Raw genomic sequence first — 25,085 nt, 5'->3', positions numbered from 1 at the left:
TTTTCCACCCCCCCCCCGCCATCCGCCATCCCGTCGCGTCTCGTGGGCTCGTAGATGGGTATAAGCGACCGGCGGGGGACGCTGGGGAAGCTGGGGGCTGGGGAAGCTGGGGAAGCTGAGGGCTTAATGTTTCATCAACCAAGGTGATGGGTTGTTAATCATGCTTACAAGACCAGCTAAAACCTGGTTATAGATTCCATAAAGTTCTCGACCTTTTTCAGTATTTATGTAATTGCATTTAACTGCGAATTCAATCCATGTTTGGGTTCCGGCTGCTTCTGCTTCGCAATCGTTTAGCTTAGCGATAAAGGCTGCTTGATACTGACGCTTTCGCCATACCTCAGCAAAGTTAGCACAAACAGAGCGTGATGACCGACGAATCCGATCGGTCAATGAGTATCGTTCTTCAACCGAAAACTTTTTGGACAATTCAAAATCTGCATCGCAGCTTCAAACGCCTTCTTGTCTATGTCCAAGTCCTTATGACTTTTAAAGGTTTCTCTACTCAACTTCCCCAGCTCCCCCAGCTCCCGCAGTTCCCCTAGCTCCTTATCTTAGTGTCATTCCCCTACATCCCACACCCTGTCAGGTGATATTCAATGCTCCATTAGCTCTGAGCCACTGCTTCTGTTGGCAAGTTAACCCTTGAGCGTCTGTAAAGCAAGCTCCTTTAACGCGGGAACGAGAGAAATCAGCACCCATTAACTGAGTATCTTTAAAATTAGTGTGTCTCAGATCGGTCTCAACTAGATTGGTATCTCGCAAGACGGCTCCCTTTAGATCGGCTTGAAATAGAGAGGCTCGTTTTAGATTAGCACGGCTTAAGTCAGCGCCAACTAAGTTGGCTAACTCTAGAGCAGCTCGGCACAAAATTGCTTCTGTCAAATCAGCATATCTCAAATCAGCTCCAACCAAATCTGCCTCAGTCAAATCAGCTCTCTGGAGAATTGTCTCATTAAGCTGGCTCTGTTCGAGATCGGCTCGCTGCAACGAGGCTTGGCTTAAGATAGCACCTTCCCAGTTTGTCTGACGCAGATTTGCTTCATCGAGATTGGCTCCCGTAAAATCCGCCCCTTTCAAGTTTGCTTTCAATAAATTGGCTTGACTCAGAATTGCTTGGACCAAACAAGCACCTTGTAAAGACGCTTCACTTAAATTAGCACCTTTTAAACAGGCAGAAGTTAGATTTGCACGATCTAGGAGAGCATGACTCAGGTTGGCGTTAACTAATGTGGTTTCCTTTAAATCCGCCCAAAAAAGGCTACTGTGGAGCAGACAGGCTTGACTTAAGTTTGCCTGTCTTAAGTTGGCTCGATTCAAATCGATCCAAATCATATTTGTGCCGATTAAGCTGGTGGAACTCAAATCAGCACTATTAAGGTTGGCATAACTAAAATCGATTCCCTGTAGGTCAGTACCCTTCAGGTCAACTCGACTAAGGTTAAGATTTTGAAAATTTCGTTCCTGCTCGGCATAGCGCTTAAGAATTTCACTTGCATTAATTACGTTCATGACCATTGACGAGGCATTGCTCGGCTTAAAATTTATTTTTAAAAAAGCTAGCTTCTGAGGCTTTATACTCATATCTTTGTCATCTATACTAATACTTTGTTATCGCTTATTTCCAAGACTAAAGGTAGATTTAAGATTTTCATAACTTTTAGCTCAACTTGCCTGAATTTAGCGATCGCTCTGTCTCGATTCACCAGCTTTATTTTATCGCCAAATAAGTTGATCTTGAACAGAATGCAAATTATACCATCACTATAATTATTTGTCAAAAGTATACCCAAGAGTTACATCAGGTTTCCTAGCGATTAGTCAGAGATTTACCGACTTTTGGTCAACCCGTATATCTGAGAGTTCCCGGCGAAAATTTTATTGTCGTCAATGCCAAAGGTATAACACAGAAAGCTTATAGGTTTTTAAGGGGCTGCGTCTTGATACTAAGTGCAATGAAAAAAAATAGGAATTAAACTCAAGCAGGGAAAATATTTATTAGGGTAACTATCGAATATTAGTTCTTTATTTTTTAGATACTGATTGTCAGGATTGCAGATAGATGTTGCCTGAGAATCTGAATTCATCTGGTTCTCAGGCAACATCTATCTGCGCTCTGAATCCTTAAGTATTAGCTTACTCGTAAGCACCAAAGAACAAGTTACCAGGTGCTTGGGGGTTGTCACTCAAGTAGAAATCATCAACTAGATTCATGAGGTCATTTTTCATGATTTTGCCATCCCCATCGAAATCCAGCTTGGAAAAATTTTTTCGGCTAAATTATCATCACCCACTCCGTAAATTTTGTACATAATTTTATATTCTTCAAGGCTCCATGTGCCGTCTTTATCTACACCTTAAACATCGATAAACCTACTTGTTACTTTCAGCGTGAAAAAGTCGCTTTTGGAATCGTTCAGTAACTTGTCTTGATAGGAAAGCCACTCATCTAAACTCACCTTATTGTCGGCATTTGTGTCTGCCTCTATGGCAAGAGCCTCCCAGCGCTTACCATAGGTTGAGGAAAAATATTGGTAGGTTTCTGAATCCAGTGTGAGGTTGTAAGCTTCTGCAACACCACTGACAATTTTATCAAGGTCAGACTTTTTTAAAGACCCATTTTTATCAGCGTCAAAGGCATGAAAATAATAGGTTAATTTCTTTTTTTAAGTTTATTTAACATTGCTTAGTACGTTTCGTAATAACTAAACCGATAATAAGCTATTTTTTGATTTTTTAATTTTGTTTATAATAAGTCCCTACTTTTCCTACTTTTCCTACTTTTCCTACTTTTTCTACTTTAACACCTAGAATAATTTTCTTCCAAAAATCTTGGCAAATGGCTTGACTTAAACAACTTAACCTGATATAGATAAATAAGAAATATAAATACCACAATAAAAAGCTTGAACAAGCCAGATTAAACAAGCCTAGGAAAAATATTTAATATTTTGGCTTCTTGGTATCTACAGCACTATTTCTAGCTAGTAAAAAAGATGTTAAATCCCCTAAATCGCTTGCGTAAATTCCGTAATGACTCCCTAGGTAATCTAAAACTGGGTAATCTCCAACTGGGCGGCTGGACAATTCAATCCAAAATGCAAGCATTGCTCCTAGGAGTTAGCCTCGGTTCTGTAGTGGTAGTTAGTGGGATTGGTTGGTATCAAACACAAGCCACCCTCAGAAGCAAAATCGCCGAGCAACTTGCAGGTATCAGCAGCACCAAAGCCGAGCAGTTTGAATCGTACTTTGAAAATTTGAACAACCAAGTAGGAATGCTGGCAGCAGACAGCAATGTTGTTAAAGCGATGGTGGATTTAAATGGGAGTTTCCGCAACCTGGAGCGCAACTTTGTTCCCGCCGAATGGGATACAGCGTTGGATACTTACTACACCGAGCAATTTTTCCCTAGGTTGAAAAGTAATCTATCCCCACAAGAACTGAACCCCAGCGTCTATCGTCCCACCGGACAAGCAGCTCGCTATCTCCAGTATCACTACATTGCTTCTAACCCCAATCCAGTCGGCAAAAAAGACAAGCTGCTAGATGCTGGTGATGGCAGCGATTACAGCAAAGCTCATGCCAAATATCAAAAAATATTTGCAGGAATTATCCAAAAATTCGGTTATTACGATTTATTTTTGATTAATCATAAAACCGGGGATATCATCTATTCCTATTTTAAAGAAACAGATTTTGCTACTAATCGACTACAAGGTTTTTACGCCCAGAGTTCACTAACTGATTTGCTGCAGAAAGTCCAGTCAAATCCTACACAAGGTAGCATTCAGGTTGCTGATTTCAAACCTTACCGCCCCTCTTATAACGCTCCAGCCGCTTTCGTGGCAACGCCCATTTATAGCGGTTCTAACATGATTGGCATCTTGGCCGTGCAAATTCCCATTGAAAAAATCGACCAGGCTATTAGCCGAAGTAATAATTGGGAAGGCAGCGGTTTGCAGAAAACGGGGGAAGCTTATTTAGTCGGGCCGGATTCGTTAATGCGTTCGACATCCCGTTTTTGGGTTGAAGACGCCAAAAAATATCAAAACGTGGTTCGTTACACCGGGACTGACCAGACAACTCTGCAACTGATGGAGAACTTCAACACTACCATTGGCTTACAGAAAATCAACTCTCCCGCTGCCGAAGCCGCCTTAGCAGGAAAACAAGGCATGATGGTAGACCGCAACTATCGCGGGGCAGAGGTATTGAGTTCCTACGCTCCTTTGAAGTTGAACGGCTTAAATTGGGCGATTCTGGCAGAAATGGAGGTGGGCGAAGCTTATCGTCCGCTTTACACTTTACAGGTGATTTTGTTGATTGCGGCGGTGCTTTTTCTACTGGGAACGGCGTTTTTAGCAGCAATTGCTGCAAAGATTTTTACCTCTCCCCTGCGTCGCTTGACTGATAGCGCCCGGAAACTTAGTGCCGGGGAACTGGATGTGGATGTTGAGGTAAAGTCGGAAGACGAGTTTGGGGAATTGGCAACAGAGTTCAAAGAGGTGGCGAACAAATTACGCCAAACTCAGGAGCAACTGGAAACCAAGAAGCAAGAAAATGAGATTCTCTTGCATAATATCCTACCCAGCGCGATCGCCCAACGCCGGAACGAAGGAGAGTTAATAATTGCCGACAGCCTCAAGCAAGTAACCATTCTCAATGCCCATGTGGCAGGTATTGCTGAGTTGAGCAAGCAAACGTCACCGCTAAAGGTAACAGAACTGCTTACGAAACTATTTGATGAATTTGACCAAGCCGCAGAACATTTTGGCGTTGAACGGCAAAACACTCTTAGTACAGATTACGTAGCAGTGTGTGGACTCACCCAAGTCAGATTTGACCACAGCAAACGAACGGTTGATTTTGCTCTAGCCATGTTAGACATTATCCAACGCCGGGAAAATGGTCGTCGTAATTTTGCTTTGGGTTTACGCATCAGCATTCATGCAGGCCCAATCACAGCAGGGGTAGTCGGAACCCAGAAATTTGGATACAGCATCTGGGGCGAAACGGTATATTTGGCAAGCCGCTTACAGAGCAAAACTGAGTTGAACTATATTTTGTTAACTCAGAGTGTGTATGAACGGGTAGCAGATAGCTATACATTCGTGCAGAACCCATCGGTGAATATTGAAAACCTAGGAAATGTACAAACCTGGACGTTAGTAACGGCCCAAAAGTTGGTTACAAGTCAGGTGGACTTGGTTCAGTCATCCTTCGCCAAAGTCAAGCCTATTTCTGATAAGGCTGCCGAACTATTCTACAACCGGCTGTTTGAATTAGAACCTTCTTTTCGTCCTTTATTTAAAGGGGATATGAAAGAGCAAGAACGTAAATTAATGGCTACGCTTGCTCTCGCCGTGGAAGGTTTGCGTCACCCCGATAAAATTATCGGTCCCGTCCAGAAGCTGGGTCGCAGCCATGCAGGCTTTGGCGTCAAGCCTGAATATTACGATACCGTCGGCGAAGCTTTGCTGTGGGCGTTAGCGCAAGGACTGGGTGAAGAATTTACTACGCCAGTGCGAAAGGCATGGGAAGAAGCTTACACGTTCCTGAGCGGAATTATGAAAGAAGCAGCAGCAGAAGCTGAGTTGGAAAAAATAGGCGTTTAAACAGTTGACAGTTGACAGTTGACAGCGAGGTTTTTAAGAGGTGGATTAAACCACCAACCTAGTTCTAAAAACAATCCATCGGTTTGAGGGCGAGGCGAACAGCGCTTAATATTCAGTAAAGCAAAATCCTAACTAATCGGAAGCTGCTAAAAGATACTTACTACTTACCGTTTGTTGGTTAAAAAACAGTCATGGATAAATCACTTCTGGGATGGCTATTGCTTTTAGGATTGGGATTTCCCTTGTTTGGTATACTGCTTGGTGAAGCCGCTTCAAGATTGGAAAGGCAGCAGCATCCCTTAGCAGTTGGTCTGCGTCAGGTGCGCGAGTATGTGTTACCGCCGTTAGCCGTGCTATTGGTAATGCGGCAGCTTTTGAGCGTCGCTGGCAAAGATTCCTGGGCACGTTTTGTGGAAACGCTAACTTGGGTTGCCCTGATTGTAGCGGGACTTTCTTTAGTCAACGCCCTACTGACTACAAAAAAAGAAACTATCAAATGGCAAATTCATGTCCCTAACCTGTTCTTTCAGGTAGCTAGGGCTGTAGTGATCTTAGCCATTGGCTATCACATTATCAATGGAGTTTGGGAGATAAGCTTAAGTGGGTTGGGCAGCAGTATAGGGATAGCTTCAGCGGTAATTGCCCTCGCGCTGCAAGATACCCTCAGCAACTTGGTATCAGGATTGCTGCTGCTATTTGCTAAACCCTTCAGAACCGGTGACTGGATTGAGTTCGACGGAAAGCAGGGGCGGGTAATCGAGCAAAACTGGTGGTCGGTTACTATCGCATCTCCTGGCAAGACATTCAACGTTCCCAATGGGGTACTGTCGAAGGCAAGCATTATCAATTACGGTCAGGGAGCAATTTGGAAAAGTATTTCCGCCAGCTTTTCTTATGACGACTCTCCTAATCAAGTGATTCCAGCACTAAATAGCTTGGTGGAGGGCATAGATGCGATTGAAGACGAAGGTTTAGCTCAGGTTAGTTCCTATGGAGACTCCTGTATCACATACGATCTTTACTATAAATTACTGCCTGAAAAGAATTTTGGCGTTTCTGGGCAACTCAAATCCCGAATTTATTATCTGACCCAACGTTATGGTTTTACCGCCCCCTATCCGATTCAAATGCATTATAACGTGGATGCTAAACAAGGAATACCAAGCCAAATTCCCCAAGCAATCGAGAACCGCCAACCGGAATTAGTAACTTATTTGCGATCGCTCCCATATTTCATAACGCTCAATGACAATCAGATTGAAAAATTAGCCCAACGGGCTAGATTTAAAAGCTACGGCCAAGGTGAGCTAATTATTCAGGAAGGCAAAGAAGATGAGGGACTTTATATTATGTTCAAAGGTACGGGAGAGGCTTACCTAAAAGATGAAAAAGGCGATCGCAAGGTAGTGGACGAGCTTGAACTTAACGAAGCCTTTGGTGAAATGGCTATCTTTCCAGGAGAGGTTAGTCCAGTTACAGCGATCGCCCTAGAAGATGTTGAGGTTGTAGTGATTCCCGCCGAAAAGATTATCGAAGCAATTGAATCTAACAACAAATTTGCCTCAGAATTTATCGAATATATCGAAGAACGCAAAAAAATGGTTCTAGTTGCTAAAGGAATTAAAGAAGATGTGAAGTCGTTGATTAATAACAATCGTAACCCAGTGCAAGTGAGAAGATAGTTAAACCATTGACAGTTGACAGTGAGATTTTTTCGATGGGGATTTACACTCCACCATAAAAACATTCCGCCAAACTGCGGGGGTTTTCAACCTTAAATTTTGATAAGATTATAGCAACCGCCCAGGGGATGCCGGACACGATAGATCGCACAAACAGGTAGCTCTTATTACTTCTGTTTCCTGCCTTCTACCTTCGGTCTCTTGCTATTGCTATCCTGAAATAAGCGGTAAAAAGAGTGAGTTTTTTTGTAATTTAAGGCTTGACTTTTGGGGTCAAACAGTGTAGATTTTATTTAGCGATCGAGTTTAAATTTGACCTCAAGTAAAGACTTTAAAGTCAGTAAATTAAACCCTAAATTTTACATCAAAGGAGGATAAAAATACACTAAATTATTTCCTATCTTTTTTTCAATTTCCCACCTAACCACCTTGACGGCTCCCATATATGTCATCAATCAGGATGAGGACAAGTAGAGCAAAAAAATACATAAATTACTTATTTTTGCTCTACATAGTTTTAGTATTAACAGCCTGCGCTGGTCAATCAAAAACCTCACAAGTAAATATTGGCAATCAAGCTAGTGCGGATCAATCTTCAAAAGAAAACTTGGGTATTCAGAAAGTCGAGGGGAAATTAGTTAAATCACCCTCAAATCAAGACTCAGCTAAACAGGGCATTGTCTTACCCGAAGTAAAACCCCTGGAACTGGAGGGAACACTGGCGATATCGGGAAGCCAGGTAGTTTTGCCGATTAGTCAGGCTATTGCGCAACGCTTTATCCAAGACGGGTATCCCAGCAAGATTAATCTCGCTGGTATTGATACTCAGGTTGGCTTCAAGTTATTTTGCGAGGATAAAAAGGTAGATATTGTCAATGCAGTTCGCCCGATTAACAGTCAGGAGTTAGCAGCTTGTGCCAAATCAGGTGTTGAGCCGATCAACTTTCAAATAGCCACCGATGCTGTGACCATTGTAGTCAGTTCTCAGAATAGTTTCCTCCCACACAGTCTGACGCGCGAAGAACTGGCAAAGGTATTTACTGTTCAACATTGGTCAGATGTCAATCCCAAATGGCCAAAAGAGCTGATTAAACGCATTGTCCCAGAGGGGGCTGGTACTGGCGGCTCTGTTGACCTGCTTTCTCAAGCTATTTTCCAAGGGAACGTTAGCCAACTTACTAATGCTCCCAATACGGTATTTTATGACTTTGTAGAGCAGTTGCACTCAGAAGCTTTAATTAATCCCTATATGATTGGCTTTTTAGAGTATGCCTCCTATAAAGAAAACCGAGACAAGTTGAGGGCGATCGCTATTGATAGAGTAGACCCTTTTCTGTCAACATATCCAATAACTCGTCCTTTATATATTTATGCGGATGTCAAAGCGATCCGGCAACGACCGGAAGTAGCAGGCTTTGTTAACTATTACTTGACTTATGTGGACGAAGAAATTTCTAGTTTGGGCTACTTTCCAGTTAAACAAACCGTATTGGATGAATCAAAAACTAAGTTTTTACAATTGAAAGGTAATAAATAATCGTTGAAGGAAGTAGGCAAGAAAAATTAGTTACTTGTCCTTGGACTTGAAGAACCCCCTGATTGCAGAACTCACATACACCACAATAGTTAGAGATATGATTGAAATTGCAGAATTCACAACTGAGCAAACCAAGAGTTACTGGCAAGCTCTAGATCAGCTAAAGCTCAACTTTATTTGCCAAAATCAACCCTTTCAGTATGGCTTTCCGGTCATCATTTCTGCGGAACTTGCTGACCAACTGTACCAAGCCTCTCAGGAAGTTGAAGATTACATACTAGCCTTGGCAACTGATGCTGATGCTCTTAACGAGCGGATAACTCAGAGATTTAATAGCGTTGTGGGACAACCTCTGAACCTAAAGACTATCAACTCCCAATTAGTTAAACATCTTCAATCAGTCTTAGGAATTCCTATAGCGTATGATGTACTCGTAACCGACAATTGCCAGAATAGCTTAAGTATAAAAGCTACTGAGGTGCAAAGTGTGATTAGTTATCTAGGTTGGATACGTCTAATTTTACAGGCGGCAAAAACAGCACTAGGGGAGCATCCAGAAGAGTTATTGGATAAACTTTTTGAGCCAGAAAAAGGCTTAGAAGCTATTAACCAGCTAAGCCAAACCCCTGAGATTTTTATCGTTGATGTCGATCCGGTCAGACAGGCTAGCAGAATAGATCTACAAGCCATGTCAGAGTTACTATCTGGCTCGGGTTCTCATCTAGTGTCGATTTACGAGATTTACCGTCATGGAAGCCACTGGCTAGCTGACATCCACGATAGTGCAGGTAGGTTGTTAAAGACTGTAAAAATGGTTAATATCATCTGTCGGCTGGTGCCTGACGAGATCAGAGAGGTTCTAAGAACGCTACAAAACCAACCTGACAGCAAACAAGAACTTGTAGATTTCTTTTCAGACTCAAGCTTAAATTGGATCTGGCATCCAGCTTGGCAGAACATTTTTGATAAACGAGATTTAGCAGTCCTAAAAGATTTGCCGACGGCTCGCTACCATTATGTTGAAACTATTCAACAAGGTGAGGTTCCCCCTGGAGTATATTTTCAAAAATCAGTCGATGGTCATGGTGGTGCAAATCAGTCAATAGTCAAAGTCCAAGATAACTACTCTGTACCAGAAGGCTTCATCCTACAGCCCTATCTGGTCAAAAAGCGTTTTGAATATTTTGTCTCTGAACAGGGATTAAATTTTGATTGTTCTGTTGAATTGCGAATAATGCGTAATTTATCATTAGGTACTGCCCGAAATCAGAGCGGAGCTTACTTCATGGCAAGAATTGCTCCTTATGAAGTAGAGGGTGAGAGTGTGAAAAATAGTGTAAAGGAAATTCAAAACGCTGTGTCTCACATTCTTGATCAATACAAACAAAGCTTCAGAAAGATACACCATTGGCAGTTACCGTTCGGTTTTAGTCCGGTTCTAATCCAACCCTAATAGCTTCTTATTCATAAAACAATAATTGAAGTTAACTGAGGTGTGTAAACGTTACCCCTTATCCTTAAATTAATGATAATTCACTAAAAATTAAAAAAACCATAACTGAGGTCATCATGTTGTCTGAAAATCTCCTAGAAACCATTATAGAGTCTCACTCAATTTTACAGACCAGCCTGGACAAAGGTTGGCAAGAATTTAAAGAAAGCAATGATTTTTTAATCAGCAAGGAGTTATATCACCAAATGGATTGGTGGTATACTAGCCCATATTTTGGAGTTATTCCTAATCCAGGTCATTGGTATAGCTGTCAGCTAGCTGCCAAACATTTTCTCATAGAAGTTGGGAAATTAAGAATTTATTTCGATACTATATACCCCGGAAATTTTTCTCAATCGATAGAGGTTGAGAGAGATGAGGGATTAGATGTTAGACGATTTAAAATGACAGCTTTTCATCAAGTGAAACCGATTTGTGTTTTTCAGTTGGATTTTATCCACGATCACGAAAAGTTTTATTTTCTTTACCGCCCCAATTGTCTTTTTGTGAACTGGAGACAATTTAACATAAATAATTGTCATTGCGCGATGCAGAAACTGAACGCATTTGCTGAGCTTAAAGAGTGGCTCGTTTTTATTTAAAAATTGTGCCGCTTTATCCCAATAGCAGAATAGTGATGAAACACAGAATTGTCATTGAATGACATGGAAAAGTTATATTTTTTTTCTGAAAGCCTATCAATGAAAAGCGTGCAGAAATAAACGCAAGTATGGGCTATATCTGGTAGTCTTGAATAAACAAAAAAGAACAAACTAAAAAACTGATGATTTTACCCACAAATACTTGGCAGAAAATTTTCATAGTTACAGGAATAACTGTTAGTGTTTTTTCCATGTATTCTTGTAACGTTCATGCTCAATCTTTTGGAGAAAAAGAAAATGTATTAATAGCCCAAAATTTAGGGGGGATAGTACGAAAAATACCCCTGGAAGAAGTAGCACTTCCAGCAATGTCTTCAGCAAAGACAGCGACAAATGCTGTATTTAGCCAAGCCCGAATTGAACTAAAGTCAGATGGTTCGTTAATATACATACTCCGAGGTCAAAACCAACAAGGTTTTGAGGTTGAAGTACAAGTTACTCCCACTGGCACTCTTATTCAAGTTGACGAACAAATAGAGTCCAGTGGAGTCCCTGAAATTGCTCTAAAAGCTTTCAAAAAATGGGCACCAAATGACCCACTTATCAGCACTTGGCGGAGTACCCGTCTTGGCGAATTTTTCTATCAATTTGTCATTCGGGATTTTTGGTTAGAAATTGCTGCTGATGGTAATAAAGTCGTCATTTACCGCAAAAAAATCAATATTTAGCACATCAACAGTCAAAATATGCACTTTGGTCGCACAGATATATGAAGACATTTACGATTGGTAATTGGCAGAGAATTGTCGCTGCCACACTAACTGCAACAACAATTGCTTTCACTACTAATGCTGCTTTTGCTCAATTACTTAAGGGTGCTGGCGCTTCTTTTTCCGAACCTCTTTATCAGCGCTACAGCGCAGAATACGAACGGGAAACAGGCGTCAAGTTCAACTATAATTCCATTGGCAGTGGAGGTGGTATTCGGTTGTTCATCAATAAAACACTGGACTTCGGAGGTACTACTTTAATTCCTACCCCAATTGAGAAAAATCAGATGGAAGATGGGCTGCTAATGGTACCCACAGGAGGAGGGGCAATAGCTATTGTTTACAACCTTGAAGATGTGACCTCCGATGTCAAGTTATCTCGCGAGCAACTGGCACAAATATTCACAGGTAAAATTGCCAATTGGAACCAAGTTGATTCTCGTTTTCCTAGCAAAAAGATTCAAGTTGTAGTTCAATCCGATAGTAGCGGTACTACCTTGACTCTCACTAAATACTTGCGAAAAATTACGGGTGGAAAGATAGAAGCAACGCGGGAACCTAATTGGGGATTTCAGGTTTTCGCTGCCCTTCCTCAAGATAGTGCAGTGGCTGGAGAAGTACGAAGGATTGATGGTGCGATCGGCTACGTGCAAACAAGCTTTGCTCGTAAGAACAATTTGGCTACAGCTAGGATTGAAAATCGGGCTAGTCGTTACGTGGAACCGACTTTGGCAGAGACAGAAAAAGCCCTAGCTAATATCAAGTTTAACGATGACTTCACGACGGAAGATATTGATGACCCAGAAGATGGCTACCCCTTGGTTAGTTTGAGTTGGCTGCTGTTCTATGAAAAGTATCCCAACGAAACTCTTGTCCAAGCTAATAAGAACTTGTTGACATGGATTTTAACTAAGGGTCAAGGGTTTAATCGAGAGCTAGGGTACACGAAAATTCCTGAAGATGTAGCTAATAAAGTGATTGAAACTGCCAATAATGAATTTAGAGTTCGTCTTTAATGAAGGAGGCAGGAGGCAGGAGGCAGGAGGCAGGAGGAAAGAGGCAGAAGGCAGGAGGAGCTTTCTCAGTAGGGGATTCAACCCTCCTGCCTTCTGTCTTAAACCCTTGCTCCATGAAGGTCGCAGCAGGAGACACAGGGCACTTTTCCTCCTGCGTTCGGAGATAAAAAGGTTTGTTATCCATTGTCTCTATGAGAAAAAGGAAAAATTATGAGTAAATTGAGTCTGCCGTTGCCGCTAACCTCATTAATACTGGGTTGTAACTTGTTAATATTACCCCCTGTCTGGGCGCAAGCAAATCTTGCCGATACTCCAGAACCTGAATCTCAAACAACTATAAATGCAAATTTGCCCGATAAGAATGAGGCTACTGAGCAAGTTATTAGATTGGCAGACACTTCAGGTATTATGGTTACATCAACTGATGAAATTAACACGACTAACGAATCTCTGCGTCCATCATCTGTAACAACTTTTAACTCAAATGATTTTGAGGAAGAATCCCAAGACTTGTCGATTAGTAATATTGAACCCTCGAATATCCCCCCAACTCCTATTAGAAAGGAGGAGGGCTATGTCCTCCCCTCCTTAAGCCCGATCGAAGGTGAGGAGGTTAGGGGAGATCGAGTCTTATCCGAGAAGTATTGGGAAGAATTATTGAGTAATTCAAAGGTAATTTCTAACACATTGAAAAACCAACAAGTATCTTCTGGTAATAGGTTGCCCTCAGTTAACGCGGATGATGAACCTCAAGTCCAAGAAATTCCTACTAACCAATTACAACCGCCCCAACTATATAGCCAACCACCAGATGCTATGGAGGAAGTTACCAGTGTCACAGACCTGCGAGATCTTAGTCCTGGGGATTGGGCTTATGAAGCGCTGCGAAGCTTGGTAGAAAAATATCGTTGCATTGCTGGTTCTGGCAAAGGTACTTTCGAGGGTAATCGTGCTATAACCCGTTATGAATTTGCTGCTGCTTTTAATACTTGTTTGATAAAGGTTGGACGTATAATTTATAGCTTGAGCAATACCTTTCCTAATCGAGAAGAGTTGGCAGTTGTACAAAGGCTACAAGCGGATTTTGCTACTGAACTGAAAACTATCACAACTAAAATAGATAATTTAGAACAGCGGGTAACCTCTCTCAACAACAATCAGTTTAGCACTACTACAGTTCTTCGGGGTACAGTAGATTTTAATTTAATTAGTGCTTTTGGAGATCGGAAAGCTGTTCCTTCTGGGGAAAAGCCCCGGGACGATTTGAATGAAAATCTCACCTTATCAGCGCGCATAAATCTCAACTTTGATACCAGTTTTACAGGTCGAGACAGATTACGCACTAGCATTCGAGCTGGAAATGTCAGCAATTTTGGTAGTAGTGTTACTGGAACAGATATGACTAGCCTAATTGGTGCCGTTAACACTAGCAATAATCTTAGGGTGGGCTCGTTGTTTTATGAGTTTCCTATAGGTAAACGCGGTAAAGTAGCGATCGCACCTCTTGCAGATTTTCCGACTCGCATTTTTCCGGCTCTTAATCCTGTTTCTTCTATTTCCAATTTTGGTGCTGAAAGTCCTATCTATTCGTTTGCTTTTGGTACTGGTGCTGTAGTCTACTATAACTTCACCGATAAAATTGCCGCTGGTGTCAGTTATTTAACTACGAGTGGTAGCAATCCAGTTGAGGGACTGTTTGGCGGTCAATATACTGCTTTAACTCAGTTAACTTATACTCCATCTAATAGGTTAGCGATCGCTTTTACCTACGGTCGTTACTACGCTCCAGAACCGGGCTCAACTGTTAATGTAACTGGGAGTAAGGGCAGTAGATTTGCTCAGTTGCCTTTTGGAGAAAATACGGCGACTTCTTCTAACGCTTTTGGCTTACAGTCTACTTATAAGTTGAGCAATAAGTTAATTTTAGGCGCTTGGGTTAGCTATTTTAATGCGAGGGCTGAGTCTTCGCCCCGTGTTAATGGTTTAGATGGTTCAAGGGGAGCTAGTGCGGACATTTGGAGTTGGGCAGTTACTGCCGTAGTGCCAGATTTGGGTAAGTTAGGGAGTCAGTTAAATTTTGTCTTTGGGATGCCCCCGAAGGTTACAAGTAATGATGTTTATTCTCGCTTAGACCGCGATAGTTCGCTGCACTTTGAGCTATCTTATCGTTATCCACTTACTAACAACATCTTTCTTACTCCGGGAGTTTTGTTGATTACTAATCCTGAGCATAATGCAGCCAATGATAGTATTTGGATTGGATTATTCCGAACTACTTTTACGTTTTAATTAAAACTAGGGCGTTGCAAACGCTGAATATCGATAATCGCTGCAGCGGCGACTTCTCCTGCTACTCGTTCATGGGTTCCTGTTGGTTGCATCTGGACAGCTACTCCATCACGTAATTCAAAGCGGTCGTAACCGTCTGGATACCAGTCCATAAAATCGTCTAAAGTAATTGTCATTAATTTTGGTAGGGCTTAAATCATCTGTCATTCCTTCCTTCGAGCGTTGATGTCTTTTATTTTACCGACTCTCAGGGCGGATAAAATATTTAGCACGCCCTGAGAGAGGTTGAACAATCAACATTGTACCTATACGCTCCGATGAAACTTGACTATTAATTCAATTCAGATGCCACAACTTGACTATTAATTCAAATTTTGTTAAAAACGCTAAAAAATAGCTAATTGTTGCGGAGCGCTAAAGTCAGACATTTGCTGTACAAAATCAGGTGTTTGCTGTACAAAATTAGTGAGAATGCAGGTACTTACAGGGACTGCACCATACCTGTTTTTATCGGAAAATGTCCAGCAAGAGCCGGCATTTGCCTGTCAAATTACTACTTTTTTGTGCCGACAGTGCATTTGCTTGTTGAGGCTGGTTATAGCTGTTTAGTTTTGGTAGCAAGCAATGTTTTTGTCCGTACAAAACCTTTTGTTCAAATTGCTCCTACTGTTGTGACAACTTCGTAGCAGCACTGGCATCAATTGCCGCAACTGTCCCATTGAACTTGGGTAGCGTCGGTACGGTCTTGAACTTAGAGTCGTTTGACGATCGCGCTCTCTCTGAAATCAAGTACAACTGCATCAATGCGAACGCAATTGTCACTGCCTCCAAAGTGCCTAGTTTAACAAGTCAAGACTTACGCAACTGGCACACGGTGATGAGTGCTCACGCTCCTATCTACAACGGTTTCAAGCGGCCGAGGCGAGCGCTGTATTGGCTACATGGCGATTGCCCTTCAACGAGCGCCGAGCATTGAATTAAAGTCGCCACACCTCGATTATTCTCCCGATCGCGAATGTAGAAGAAAGGAAACAATGCGCGAGCTCATCCGCTATGCTAAAACCCCAAGATATCCTTGCAATACTCAAAGTCCACAGTTGGGATTCAACGAACTGGACGTACAGTTCTCTCGCTCAAAGCTTGGGAATGAGCGCATCGCCTCGGTTCATACTGCCCTTGAGCGTTCTGAAGCTGCCGGTCTGTATTATGGCTCCGAGCGGAAAATTTTGAAGCAAGCGGTGTTGGAATTCTTGGTTCACGGGTTGCGCTATGTATTCTACGCCCAACCAGGCCCCCTCTCGCGGGGATTGCCAACTGCACATTCTGCTGAGCCGTTGAAAAGCAAGCTGGTTGCTTTACCGTCTGAGGTTTATGTCTGGCCTGACCCTCAAGGTGCCGTGAGAGGGCAGGCAATCGCGCCTCTGTACCGCTCAGTCCCCCAAGCTGCCAAGAACGATTCAAAACTTTATGCCTTGCTCAGCTTGATTGACGCTATTCGAGTTGGTCGGGTGCGGGAGCAACGTGACGGCCGCTAGCGAACTTGAAAAGAGGATCGTCGCTCTATGAACCCGCAGATACTCATGCTGGAAATAGTTGCCAGGGTACTCTCGACTGTACCCACTACCATCGTCTTCACAGGAGGAGCAACTATATCCCTGTATCTGGACGAAGTGGCGGCTCCTGACATTCGACCTACCGATGATGTTGATTGTGTTGTGGAAATCACGTCCAGAGCTGAATATTACAACTTCTCGAACTTGTTGCGAACCCTTGGGCTTCAAGAGACTACAGAATCAGGTGCACCCCTATGTCGCTGGCAGTATGAGGGCATTTCAATTGATGTGATGCCGTGCGATGAGTCGGTGCTTAGTTGCCCCATCGGTTAGCACCACAACTACTCTTATTTCAATTGATGTGATGCCGTGCGATGAGTCGGTGCTGGGGTTTTCCAACCGCTGGTACAAGCCAGGTATTGCTAATTCTATTCACTACCAACTTCCAAGTGGTAGGCAAATCCTAATTTTTTCAACGCCTTACCTCCTCGCCTCCAAAATAGAAGCTTTCATTGGTAGGGGTGGGGGTAACTTTTATTTTAGTTCTGATATTGAAGACATCGTGGCATTGCTTGACGGGCGTTTTAGTTTGTTTGAGGAAGTGCAACAAGCTGACGAAGAAGTGAAAGCATTTTTATCAGGATGGTTTCGAGCCGAGCTTGCAAGTCTGTGTTCCATCGCGCCTGCTTTCCTCTCACCCGTTGCTAAAATTTCAGGTCGCACTCGCTTGCTATTGGAAAGAATTGAAAGGCTGGCGATGGTAGTTTAGTAGTTGACTGCTAGCAATAAACGGCAGCGGACACTCGATCGAGGTAAGCCTTACACTCGCAAACAGCTTGGCTCGGAACGCAAAAACCAGATAGTCCAGCCTCAACTTTATTGCTGGCATAGTGGGTACTACGCTACAAAATCGCTTCATAAATTTTAGCTACCTGCCAATTTTCTCATACTCCTTAAATTTGATTTTTTATTCAATTCCGATGCCACAACTTGACTATTAAGTCAATCCACTTGTTGTTAAAAACGCTAAAAAATTAGCTAATTGTTGCGTCAGCTAAAGTCAGGCAAGTGCAGTATAAAGTCAGGCAAGTGCAGTATAAAGTCAGGCAAGTGCAGGATATTTGCAGGGGGTGCACTTTACCTGCATTTACCTGCAAATATCCTGCACTTGCCTGAAATTTTCGGTCAAATTGCTGCTTTTTTGTGCTGTTCGTGTCTTGACCTGTTGGGACTGGTTATGGCTGTTCTCTCTCGGTAGCAAGCAATGGTTTTGTGATCACAAACGGCGACTTTATATTTCAGATATAAAAATAATCCACCCCATGAATAGAGATTACTGCCTGTACTAATCAGGTGGAGAACTATAACGAGCATTGATAGTTGGGAGTCGATCGGCTGCTGTAAACCAAGCGGTCGTTCCCTCACGACTGTTGTAAATCAAGTCTCCGTTCCCTCACGACTGCTGTAAACCGAGTTCGTAGGAGGTCACGGAACTTCGAGCACAAGATTGAATTAAAGCGGAGGGAGCGAATAATTCGCAATCTTTCATCCGACCTTCGTAATTATTCAGTTATTGGGCCTATCACGACTGAGAATAATTTGCTATCGAATAAAATAAACAGCTTTACTTTATTTCAAACATCGGACGATCGAGAAAATGTTAATGACGAAGGTCGAGCGCTCGAAAGGCGGATTATGCGTTGACTTTTACAGTTGCCAACACGATAGCCATCGACTGTAAGTAGCGATCGCTACTTACAGTCATTTGCTGTACAAAATCAGGTAGTTGCTGTACAAAATCAGGTAGTTGCTGTACAAAATCAGTGAGAATGCAGGCATTTGTAGGAACTGCACTCTACCTGTATTTACCCGAAAATATCCTGCAAATGCCTGCATTTTCCTGTCCCTTTACTGCTTTTTTGTGCAGGGACTGCCTTTGCTTGTTGAGGCTGGTTATAGCTGTTCTCTCTCGGTAGCAAGCAATGGTTTTGCGATCGCAAACCGGGCTTTTACGTGCTGACAAAAAATATCCCCCCCATCAATATTGAGATATTGCTTACCCGCAGTTCAAACCTTATTGATATGGAATAAGGAACGACTCGCGAGTGGCCACTGAAGCCCAAATGCCTCAATAAGAGCGGTAAGGTATGGGACAGGGACGGCGAACTATTTTTTTGTGGGAATGTATTAGCGATCGCTCTTTACGCCTAGAGATTGCTGCTTGTATTAATCAGGTGGTGAATTATAACCGCCATTAATAGGTGGGAGTCGAGCGACTGCTGTAAACCGACCGACTGCTGTAAACCGAGTCAGGGGGTAAATTTTTATCCGACTGTCAAGCTTTATGAGACAACAACAATTTAGCCGATTGCAAAGCGCGAGTCCGACAACAGCAATTTACGCGACTGTCAAGGCTGACATAACGGCGGCTACGCTGCCAATTTTTTCGCACTTGCTTAAATTGATTTTTAATTCAACTTAGGTATCGTAACTTGACTATTAAATCAATTCGGATTTTGTTAAAAACGCTAAAAATTTAGCTAATTGTTGCGTCAGCTAAAGTCAGGCATTTGCAGTATAAAGTCAGGCGTTTGCAGTATAAAGTCAGGCGGAAAGCAGGTATTTGCAGGGGGTACACTTTACCTGCAAATGCCTGTAAATATCCTGCAAATGCCTGACTTTTTCGGTCAAACTGCTGCCTTTTTGTGTCGAGCGTACATTTGCCTGTTGAGGCTGATTTTCGCTGTTCTCTCTCGGTAGCAAGCAATGGTTTTGCGATCGCAAACCCTGAGTAATTCGTGCAGACAAAAAATAATGCACCCTTATGAATGGGGCATCCTAGGTGTCAAGGCGCTTCATTTTTACCCGCTCTTCGACTGTGCCGATTGCTCACATTGCTCCTGCTGTTGTGGCGGCTTTTGTGGCAGCACAGGCATCAATTGCCACAACTTTCCCATCGCACTTGGGTAGCGATCGATCGCATTGCTCGCTCTCTTGTTAACCAGCCATCGCTCTCTTGCTAACCAGCCCTCGCCGTCAGACGTTTAATCGTCCTTCCAGTGCGATCGCCTCCCAAGCCAAAATTTATACAAACAATTTAAATTCACTTAGAGTTGGGTAGGGGTCAGTCTCACTTTGATAAACCCTCTAATAGCCCTCTCCAATTGGAGGGGATAAAATCACCTGATTAGCGGTTTTTAATTACAGTTGTTAACTTGTATCTTGGCAAGAGGTTTTTACTGATTAAAAACTATGAAAACTTTATCGGAAGTCAAACCTAGAGAGCTGCTATCCAACCATATTCACATTCGCCTCACTGACTCTGACTACAATCAAATTAAAGCAAGAGCAGAGCAGGCAAATTTGAGCATGAGCGACTTCATGCGCCGTGCAGCTTTGAGGAGAGCCATACCGCGCCCTCTAGCTGCATTTGACTTAAAAGCCTATCAAGTGTTATGCAAGATTGATGCCCAATTGAGAATTGCCGGAAACAACCTCAATCAAATTACTAAAGCTTGCAATAGTGCTGTGGTATTGGGAGAACCAGTTGTTGTCAATACAGGACTCTTAGAAAGAGTACAGCAACTCATTCGAGAGAACCAAGCTACGATTAAAGCAATAGTGGCAAACCTCGCCAAATCTACAGTACGCTAATTATTAACAAGGCTCGGCTTTACCGCCTGAGCAATCGATTCTGTGCAACTGACGACTTTTGGGTTATGATTGGCAAACAAATCAAAGGTACAGGCTTTAGGGGCTGTTTGAACTACGTGCTGGGCAAAAAAGACGCCGCTCTAATTGGCGGTACTATGTGCGGACAAACTCCTGAAGAACTCGCTGCTGAATTTGCGATCGCCCGACAACTAAGACCTAACCTGAAAGTAGCAGTTTTTCACGCCACTTTATCTGTCGATAGCACCGAAAAACTAGAAGATTCTGAAGAAAATGACCAACGCTGGCTGGCGATCGCAGCCAACTACATGAAAGCGATGGAATTTGACAACAACCAGTACGCAGTTGTCAAGCACAGCGATACAGAACACGACCACATTCACATCGTCGCCAGTCGCATTTGCCTAGATGGAGGCGTTGTTGACGATAGCTGGGACTATTACAAAAGCCAAGAAACTATTCGCCAGCTCGAACGGAACTACAACCTGGAAACTGTTACACCCAGTTGGGAAACAGACAAGCGAGCTCAGACTACAGGAGAACACAGGCAATTAAAAAGCAAGGGAAACAAGAGCGTCAGGGTGCAATTGCAAGACTTAATTGATGAAGCTACCCAAGACAACCCAAGTATGCCAGAATTCGTTGAGCGGTTGCAGCAACAAGCCGTAGAGGTGCAAGTAACACTAACTGGAATCGGCTTCAGTCAAGGCATTTCTTACAATTTAGATGGAGTCGCTTTAAGTGGCACTCAATTGGGTAGAGCCTACACTTTTTCTGGATTGCAGAAGCATCGAGGCGTTAGCTATGACAAAGGGCGAGATAACGCCCTAATTGAGGCTTTAATGCAGTCACAACACTTAGCTATCGCCCCCAGTGAGGCAGAGGAAAATGAGTTAGAGTCGTCACAATCCGAGTTAGCAGCAACCCTATCTGCAACAGCCAATGAGCTAGAGTCGTCACAATCCGAGCTAGTAGCAACCCTATCTGCAACAGCAAATGAGTTAGAGTTGTCACAATCTGAGCTAGAAACAACTACACCTGCAATTCCTGCAACAGCCAATGAGTTAGAGTTGTCACAATCTGAGCTAGAAACAACTACACCTGCAATTCCTGCAACAGCAAATGAGTTAGAGTTACAACTGTCTATCCTGCCTGAAAGGAATGAAACTCAGTGGCAAAAAGTCCGATCGCATCTAGCAGTCGAGTACAGTTTACCTTTAGAATTGCTCGATTTATTGCACTCTCATTCTTGGCTGTATGCCGCCTCTGAAAAGGCTGTCTTTACAGGACGGACGCTTGAGGGGGAAGCCCGGTTCGCTTTTGTTCTAGATGAAAGAGGCAACTTTACTACAACCCATCCCCTGTCATCTGAAGCTGCTTTCTGGGTAGCCACTACCGGAGAAATTGAGCGAGCTGTGATTGCCTGTAACCCAATCGAAGCCCTTTCAATTTTGCTGATTGAACAGGATAACTCTACAACAGCACCAGCGACACTTTACCTAGGAATTGAACGAGCTTCACAACTGCCTATACAATTCTTACAAGAACTCGATAGCGTTATTATAGCGATCGCCGAAAATTCTCAGCTCGCTCAAAATGCGCGATCGTTGCTAGCGGATGCAGAACTTGTCAATCCACCGTCAAGTTGGAATGATATCTGGATACAATTAATTGAGCAAGAACAGCAAACTCCTAAACAAAATAATCAACAGTATAAACGGCACACCCAAGAGCTCGAACTGGATTAGTTATTGCCACTTAAAAATTTGACTTTTATTAAATAAAAGCGCTAGCTAACAAATTTCCTGGTTGCGACATAAATTACTGGGTAGTTCGGCTTATCAAGGTTTTGATAACGGTGGGTCAACCGTTTTATTCCCCCAATTATTCTTACCAGGCAGGAGTACCAATTACTGATATTGCTGTCACTAATTTTGACAGCTTTTTTAACGTATTTATCAACTATTTTGGCGTAACTATTAAGTAAATTGAGGCCGTGCTTGCTCTAATAATTTGTGAGTCAGCATGGGTAAAAATAAATTATTTGTACATTTTAGCGTACTCACTAACATTTACGAAAAAACAAATTTATGAGCGCTGTCGCGCCCAAAAATAAAGCATCGGAAAAAAAAATGGAACTATCGCAAACCTACACCTATTACTTCAATAATTTAACCTTCGTCCACCAAACAGAAAACGAACTGTACATTATGGGCAGGGAAACAACACTTGTTTTGAATTTTCAACAAACAAGCTATCAAACGATCGACCAAATAATCCACGCTCTGCAACTTGTGAGAGACAAAAAAGTCCAAGACAGAAAGTCAATTATCGAGCAAGAGCTGCTGGCCTTAAACTTCCAATTCCCTCTCGAAAGCAGCAACCGTAGCAACAACGACACAAATAATGGTAGCAGCAATGGTAGCAGCAACGGCAGCCACAAAAACTGCGAGCTAAAAATCGACTGGTAATTCAATTATGCCGGAGAGACAAGTTTGTTTCTCCGGCAGCCAATAGCAAACATTTTTCGCCACATCCAAAAATGGTCTTCCTCTCATAGCACCATAGGTGTATCTCCTGCACTAAGAACAAGCCGATATGTTCGAGTCGTCGGGCGCAACACTACGTCGGCTGGACAATCATATTTGGACGAAAGGCTTTTTCTGACATAAAAAAGGCAGAGGGGCAAAGTTTTGTGGCGCTGCCCGAGAACATCGCTTTCAGATGAAGAGCGTATATACTTGAAATACAACTATCCGAGATATTAAACACAACGAGTCAGTACAGCTATGTCTGCTAAAGATGTCTTTCACGAAGTCGTTAAAATCGCTCTCCAGAAAGATGGATGGCAGATTACTCACGATCCATACACTTTACAAGCAGGAACTCTAGAACTTTACATCGACTTGGGTGCCGAAAGGGTGGTTGCGGCCGAAAAAGACGGACAAAAAATTGCCGTTGAAATCAAAAGCTTTATTGGCCCCTCCAAAATCTCCCAGTTTTACACAGCATTAGGACAATTCATTAGTTATCGAGCAGCTTTGCAACAACAAGAAACTGACCGCCTTTTATACCTAGCAGTACCCAGCAATGTCTAAGATAGTTTTTTTACAATGGGGTTTATTCAGTCTTTAATTCAATAAAACCAAATTCATTTAATTGTTTACGATATAGAGCAGGAGGCGATCGCACAATGGCAAATGTAGACCTTTATAGGCAGCACATCCAAAATCTGCTCTCCCAACACGCTAGTCTTGTGTGGGATGAGCGAATTCAGGCTCAAACTATCTTTGATACCGAGCGCGATCATTATCAATTAGTATATAGCAAAACCATTTGAGATGTAAACAATCGATTCAATCATCACAAGCGTTTGAGGTTGTTCTACATTCACGACTCAAATAGACTTGCTATATGTGGGCTGGCGCAATCAGCGGCGAATTTATGGCCCGGTTTTGCACCTAGATATTATGGACAATAAAATTTGGATTCAGCAGGATGGAACCGAGGTGGGTATTGCTAACGAGCTCGTAGAATTAGGAGTTCCTAAACAAGACATTATACTTGGTTTTGACCCTCCTAATATGCGACAATTAAGTGACTTTGCTATTGGATAAATTACGCTTAATGGTTAAAAAACTTAGCTTTTTTGAAGGCTACTTTTTTATTTCTTTTGTATTAATTATCAACATTTATTGCAGTCAATAAGTCGGATATTGCGTGCGCTCGCATCAAAACTTTGAAACCCGATTGCAAGCAGAACCGACACCAAATCCAGATAAATAAGTAAGGCGATAGTTGCTTTTAGCCATAGCCCTTGCCTCTCTTGTTGTCCAAGGTTTGACGCTCAGCAAATCGGGTTCAGTTTCCAGTTGCTTTAAATAAGAGCGATCGCCCGTTACAAAGGCGATCGCAATCGCCAGGAACTTGCAACAGCTCAAAGGAGCCTGAACCACCTGCCTTTCAGTAAACCTAACCACAATCCAATTCCACTCTAAGAATAATTGATTGCGGCGCATATCGCTGTCAGCATCGCAGCAGTGAGTGGGCTTCTTAGATTTGCCAGCATAAGGTTCATCAATCTCGACATCAATTCCTATCCCAGATGGAGTGTGAATTACAATAAAATCTGCTGAATAGCTCCTCTGAGATGACGGAATTTTAAACTCTGCTGCTTGGACAACTTCCTCGAAATATTGCTGTAAGTATTGCAAAAAGCGTTGTTCACTCACTCCTTGCCGAGCTTGAGATGTGCCATTAGGACTAACGCGAAGTGACATCAAATCCTTGAGCAATCGATTTCTGGAATCTAACTCAAGTTTTGCGCTTTTTAAACCTGTCTGCAACCCTTCTTTTTCCACCTTAAAACTAGAAAACTCTTGCTGTTTATTCGAGGATAAATGTTGAGGGAATAATATATTTTGTTGGTTGTACTCAAGAACTTGCTGTTTATACCTGGATAGCAGTTTTTGACGGCAACCAAACACATAACTATAAGCAGCCGCAATTAAACATGAATAAGCAGCTACTACCAACAGCATTTCCCACCACAGCCAACCCCAAGAAATAGCTAACAGCGGAAGTACGATCGCACCATAGAGCCAAAACACCCAAATTAACCACAGCAACTTGACAGGTAACACCACAGGTGGTTGAGGCGGAGTCAACAAAAAAACAGGTTTCCCGAATTGTTGAGTTTCTTGAAGTTGGGATGAGGTGGCACAACTAGAAGTTGCCTCTGGCAAAGGATATTGATGGCAGAATTGCATTACCACTTTTGGGTAAAAAACTATAGGATAATTCATAACTTTAAATACTCCTTTTTTTAAGAGCGCGGTCGCGCTATTTTTAAGAAAG

24 protein-coding genes and 1 pseudogene are annotated in these 25,085 nt (G+C 42.6%); 19 read left to right on the top strand and 6 right to left on the bottom strand.

Annotated elements, in window-relative coordinates; genetic code table 11:
- Positions 1–123: 123 nt before the first annotated feature.
- Both E5S67_RS18760 and E5S67_RS18755 read right to left on the bottom strand, forming a co-directional pair.
- A complete protein-coding gene (locus E5S67_RS18760; protein ID WP_246276857.1) occupies positions 124–429 on the bottom strand; it encodes a four helix bundle protein in 306 nt (101 codons plus the stop codon).
- Between the two features lie 156 nt (positions 430–585).
- Positions 586–1,512 (bottom strand): pentapeptide repeat-containing protein, encoded by a 927-nt coding sequence (locus E5S67_RS18755; RefSeq protein ID WP_246276856.1) that lies wholly within the window; start codon positions 1,510–1,512, stop codon positions 586–588.
- A 1,484-nt stretch (positions 1,513–2,996) separates the two neighbouring features.
- Here E5S67_RS18755 and E5S67_RS18750 point away from each other — a divergent pair.
- The 8 genes from E5S67_RS18750 (at position 2,997) to E5S67_RS18715 (ending at position 15,003) form a co-directional block, all read left to right on the top strand.
- Positions 2,997–5,615: an adenylate/guanylate cyclase domain-containing protein gene (locus E5S67_RS18750; RefSeq protein WP_172189772.1), complete on the top strand. Its 2,619-nt coding sequence runs from the start codon at positions 2,997–2,999 to the stop codon at positions 5,613–5,615.
- A gap of 191 nt (positions 5,616–5,806) precedes the next feature.
- A complete protein-coding gene (locus E5S67_RS18745) occupies positions 5,807–7,297 on the top strand; it encodes a cyclic nucleotide-binding domain-containing protein (protein ID WP_172189770.1) in 1,491 nt (496 codons plus the stop codon).
- Between the two features lie 445 nt (positions 7,298–7,742).
- The gene (locus E5S67_RS18740) at positions 7,743–8,834 is read left to right on the top strand and encodes a PstS family phosphate ABC transporter substrate-binding protein (protein WP_246276855.1); all 1,092 of its coding nucleotides are present in this window, start codon (positions 7,743–7,745) and stop codon (positions 8,832–8,834) included.
- Between the two features lie 97 nt (positions 8,835–8,931).
- Positions 8,932–10,287: a hypothetical protein gene (locus tag E5S67_RS18735; RefSeq protein ID WP_172189768.1), complete on the top strand. Its 1,356-nt coding sequence runs from the start codon at positions 8,932–8,934 to the stop codon at positions 10,285–10,287.
- Positions 10,288–10,403: 116 nt separating this feature from the next.
- Entirely contained in the window at positions 10,404–10,928 is a 525-nt protein-coding gene (locus E5S67_RS18730) for a hypothetical protein (RefSeq protein ID WP_172189766.1), read from the top strand.
- A 182-nt stretch (positions 10,929–11,110) separates the two neighbouring features.
- Positions 11,111–11,656, top strand: coding sequence for an energy transducer TonB (locus tag E5S67_RS18725; RefSeq protein WP_172189764.1), 546 nt, complete (start codon positions 11,111–11,113; stop codon positions 11,654–11,656).
- Positions 11,657–11,697: 41 nt separating this feature from the next.
- Positions 11,698–12,714, top strand: coding sequence for a phosphate ABC transporter substrate-binding protein PstS (pstS, locus tag E5S67_RS18720; protein WP_172189762.1), 1,017 nt, complete (start codon positions 11,698–11,700; stop codon positions 12,712–12,714).
- A gap of 210 nt (positions 12,715–12,924) precedes the next feature.
- On the top strand, positions 12,925–15,003 hold the full coding sequence (locus tag E5S67_RS18715; RefSeq protein WP_246276854.1) for an iron uptake porin: 2,079 nt from the start codon (positions 12,925–12,927) through the stop codon (positions 15,001–15,003).
- Here the strand turns inward: E5S67_RS18715 and E5S67_RS18710 are convergent.
- Complete coding sequence (locus E5S67_RS18710; RefSeq protein WP_172189760.1) at positions 15,000–15,179, bottom strand: PDDEXK family nuclease; 180 nt, start codon at positions 15,177–15,179, stop codon at positions 15,000–15,002. The two genes, E5S67_RS18715 and E5S67_RS18710, sit on opposite strands and share 4 nt — an antisense overlap.
- Before the next feature lie 542 nt (positions 15,180–15,721).
- On the opposite strand from E5S67_RS18710, the gene E5S67_RS18705 reads away from it, so the two are divergent.
- The 4 genes from E5S67_RS18705 to E5S67_RS33455 are packed head-to-tail and all read left to right on the top strand — an operon-like array spanning position 15,722 to position 17,325.
- Positions 15,722–15,979, top strand: a complete 258-nt coding sequence (locus E5S67_RS18705) for a hypothetical protein (RefSeq protein ID WP_172189758.1) — start codon at positions 15,722–15,724, stop codon at positions 15,977–15,979.
- A gap of 58 nt (positions 15,980–16,037) precedes the next feature.
- Positions 16,038–16,538, top strand: a complete 501-nt coding sequence (locus E5S67_RS18700) for a hypothetical protein (protein ID WP_246276853.1) — start codon at positions 16,038–16,040, stop codon at positions 16,536–16,538.
- Positions 16,539–16,565: 27 nt separating this feature from the next.
- Positions 16,566–16,889: a hypothetical protein gene (locus tag E5S67_RS33460; RefSeq protein ID WP_246276852.1), complete on the top strand. Its 324-nt coding sequence runs from the start codon at positions 16,566–16,568 to the stop codon at positions 16,887–16,889.
- A 28-nt stretch (positions 16,890–16,917) separates the two neighbouring features.
- Positions 16,918–17,325, top strand: coding sequence for a hypothetical protein (locus E5S67_RS33455; protein ID WP_246276851.1), 408 nt, complete (start codon positions 16,918–16,920; stop codon positions 17,323–17,325).
- Positions 17,326–18,411: 1,086 nt separating this feature from the next.
- Here E5S67_RS33455 and E5S67_RS32555 read toward each other — a convergent pair.
- Together E5S67_RS32555 and E5S67_RS18690 are read right to left on the bottom strand one after the other, a co-directional pair.
- Entirely contained in the window at positions 18,412–18,579 is a 168-nt protein-coding gene (locus E5S67_RS32555) for a hypothetical protein (RefSeq protein WP_216670563.1), read from the bottom strand.
- 581 nt (positions 18,580–19,160) lie between these two features.
- Positions 19,161–19,364: a hypothetical protein gene (locus E5S67_RS18690; RefSeq protein WP_172189756.1), complete on the bottom strand. Its 204-nt coding sequence runs from the start codon at positions 19,362–19,364 to the stop codon at positions 19,161–19,163.
- Between the two features lie 34 nt (positions 19,365–19,398).
- Between E5S67_RS18690 and E5S67_RS18685 the strand changes: the two genes are divergently transcribed.
- The 7 genes and pseudogenes from E5S67_RS18685 to E5S67_RS34790 all read left to right on the top strand — a co-directional run bounded on the left by E5S67_RS18685 (position 19,399) and on the right by E5S67_RS34790 (position 23,845).
- Complete coding sequence (locus tag E5S67_RS18685; protein ID WP_172189729.1) at positions 19,399–19,557, top strand: hypothetical protein; 159 nt, start codon at positions 19,399–19,401, stop codon at positions 19,555–19,557.
- 251 nt (positions 19,558–19,808) lie between these two features.
- Positions 19,809–20,210 (top strand): plasmid mobilization protein, encoded by a 402-nt coding sequence (locus tag E5S67_RS18680; protein WP_172189754.1) that lies wholly within the window; start codon positions 19,809–19,811, stop codon positions 20,208–20,210.
- 65 nt (positions 20,211–20,275) lie between these two features.
- The gene (locus E5S67_RS18675; protein WP_172189751.1) at positions 20,276–21,976 is read left to right on the top strand and encodes a relaxase/mobilization nuclease domain-containing protein; all 1,701 of its coding nucleotides are present in this window, start codon (positions 20,276–20,278) and stop codon (positions 21,974–21,976) included.
- Positions 21,977–22,360: 384 nt separating this feature from the next.
- Positions 22,361–22,699 carry a hypothetical protein gene (locus E5S67_RS18670; RefSeq protein WP_172189749.1) on the top strand — a complete coding sequence of 113 codons (339 nt, stop codon included), beginning with the start codon at positions 22,361–22,363 and terminating at the stop codon, positions 22,697–22,699.
- Positions 22,700–23,017: 318 nt separating this feature from the next.
- Positions 23,018–23,434: pseudogene (locus tag E5S67_RS18665) on the top strand (element excision factor XisH family protein).
- Entirely contained in the window at positions 23,422–23,568 is a 147-nt protein-coding gene (locus tag E5S67_RS34795) for an element excision factor XisI family protein (RefSeq protein WP_246276850.1), read from the top strand. Before E5S67_RS18665 ends, E5S67_RS34795 begins: the two are co-directional and overlap by 13 nt.
- A gap of 76 nt (positions 23,569–23,644) precedes the next feature.
- On the top strand, positions 23,645–23,845 hold the full coding sequence (locus E5S67_RS34790; protein WP_425487378.1) for a XisI protein: 201 nt from the start codon (positions 23,645–23,647) through the stop codon (positions 23,843–23,845).
- Positions 23,846–23,959: 114 nt separating this feature from the next.
- Here E5S67_RS34790 and E5S67_RS18655 read toward each other — a convergent pair whose 3' ends face one another.
- Positions 23,960–25,033: a hypothetical protein gene (locus tag E5S67_RS18655; RefSeq protein WP_172189747.1), complete on the bottom strand. Its 1,074-nt coding sequence runs from the start codon at positions 25,031–25,033 to the stop codon at positions 23,960–23,962.
- Between the last annotated feature and the right edge of the window lie 52 nt (positions 25,034–25,085).

The sequence above is a fragment of the Microcoleus asticus IPMA8 genome (assembly GCF_013179805.1).
GTDB lineage: Bacteria > Cyanobacteriota > Cyanobacteriia > Cyanobacteriales > Microcoleaceae > Microcoleus > Microcoleus asticus.
Note: the sequence above shows the minus strand (reverse complement) of the source record. Positions and strands in the feature narration are given on the sequence as shown.

Coding starts and splice junctions, on each gene's coding strand:
- E5S67_RS18755 (WP_246276856.1), bottom strand. CDS start 1,512: ATGAACGTAATTAATGCAAGTGAAATTCTTAAGCGCTATGCCGAGCAG.
- E5S67_RS18750 (WP_172189772.1), top strand. CDS start 2,997: ATGTTAAATCCCCTAAATCGCTTGCGTAAATTCCGTAATGACTCCCTA.
- E5S67_RS18745 (WP_172189770.1), top strand. CDS start 5,807: ATGGATAAATCACTTCTGGGATGGCTATTGCTTTTAGGATTGGGATTT.
- E5S67_RS18740 (WP_246276855.1), top strand. CDS start 7,743: ATGTCATCAATCAGGATGAGGACAAGTAGAGCAAAAAAATACATAAAT.
- E5S67_RS18735 (WP_172189768.1), top strand. CDS start 8,932: ATGATTGAAATTGCAGAATTCACAACTGAGCAAACCAAGAGTTACTGG.
- E5S67_RS18730 (WP_172189766.1), top strand. CDS start 10,404: ATGTTGTCTGAAAATCTCCTAGAAACCATTATAGAGTCTCACTCAATT.
- E5S67_RS18725 (WP_172189764.1), top strand. CDS start 11,111: ATGATTTTACCCACAAATACTTGGCAGAAAATTTTCATAGTTACAGGA.
- pstS (WP_172189762.1), top strand. CDS start 11,698: ATGAAGACATTTACGATTGGTAATTGGCAGAGAATTGTCGCTGCCACA.
- E5S67_RS18715 (WP_246276854.1), top strand. CDS start 12,925: ATGAGTAAATTGAGTCTGCCGTTGCCGCTAACCTCATTAATACTGGGT.
- E5S67_RS18710 (WP_172189760.1), bottom strand. CDS start 15,179: ATGACAATTACTTTAGACGATTTTATGGACTGGTATCCAGACGGTTAC.
- E5S67_RS18700 (WP_246276853.1), top strand. CDS start 16,038: ATGCGCGAGCTCATCCGCTATGCTAAAACCCCAAGATATCCTTGCAAT.
- E5S67_RS33460 (WP_246276852.1), top strand. CDS start 16,566: ATGAACCCGCAGATACTCATGCTGGAAATAGTTGCCAGGGTACTCTCG.
- E5S67_RS18680 (WP_172189754.1), top strand. CDS start 19,809: ATGAAAACTTTATCGGAAGTCAAACCTAGAGAGCTGCTATCCAACCAT.
- E5S67_RS18675 (WP_172189751.1), top strand. CDS start 20,276: ATGATTGGCAAACAAATCAAAGGTACAGGCTTTAGGGGCTGTTTGAAC.
- E5S67_RS18670 (WP_172189749.1), top strand. CDS start 22,361: ATGGAACTATCGCAAACCTACACCTATTACTTCAATAATTTAACCTTC.
- E5S67_RS34795 (WP_246276850.1), top strand. CDS start 23,422: ATGGCAAATGTAGACCTTTATAGGCAGCACATCCAAAATCTGCTCTCC.
- E5S67_RS18655 (WP_172189747.1), bottom strand. CDS start 25,033: ATGAATTATCCTATAGTTTTTTACCCAAAAGTGGTAATGCAATTCTGC.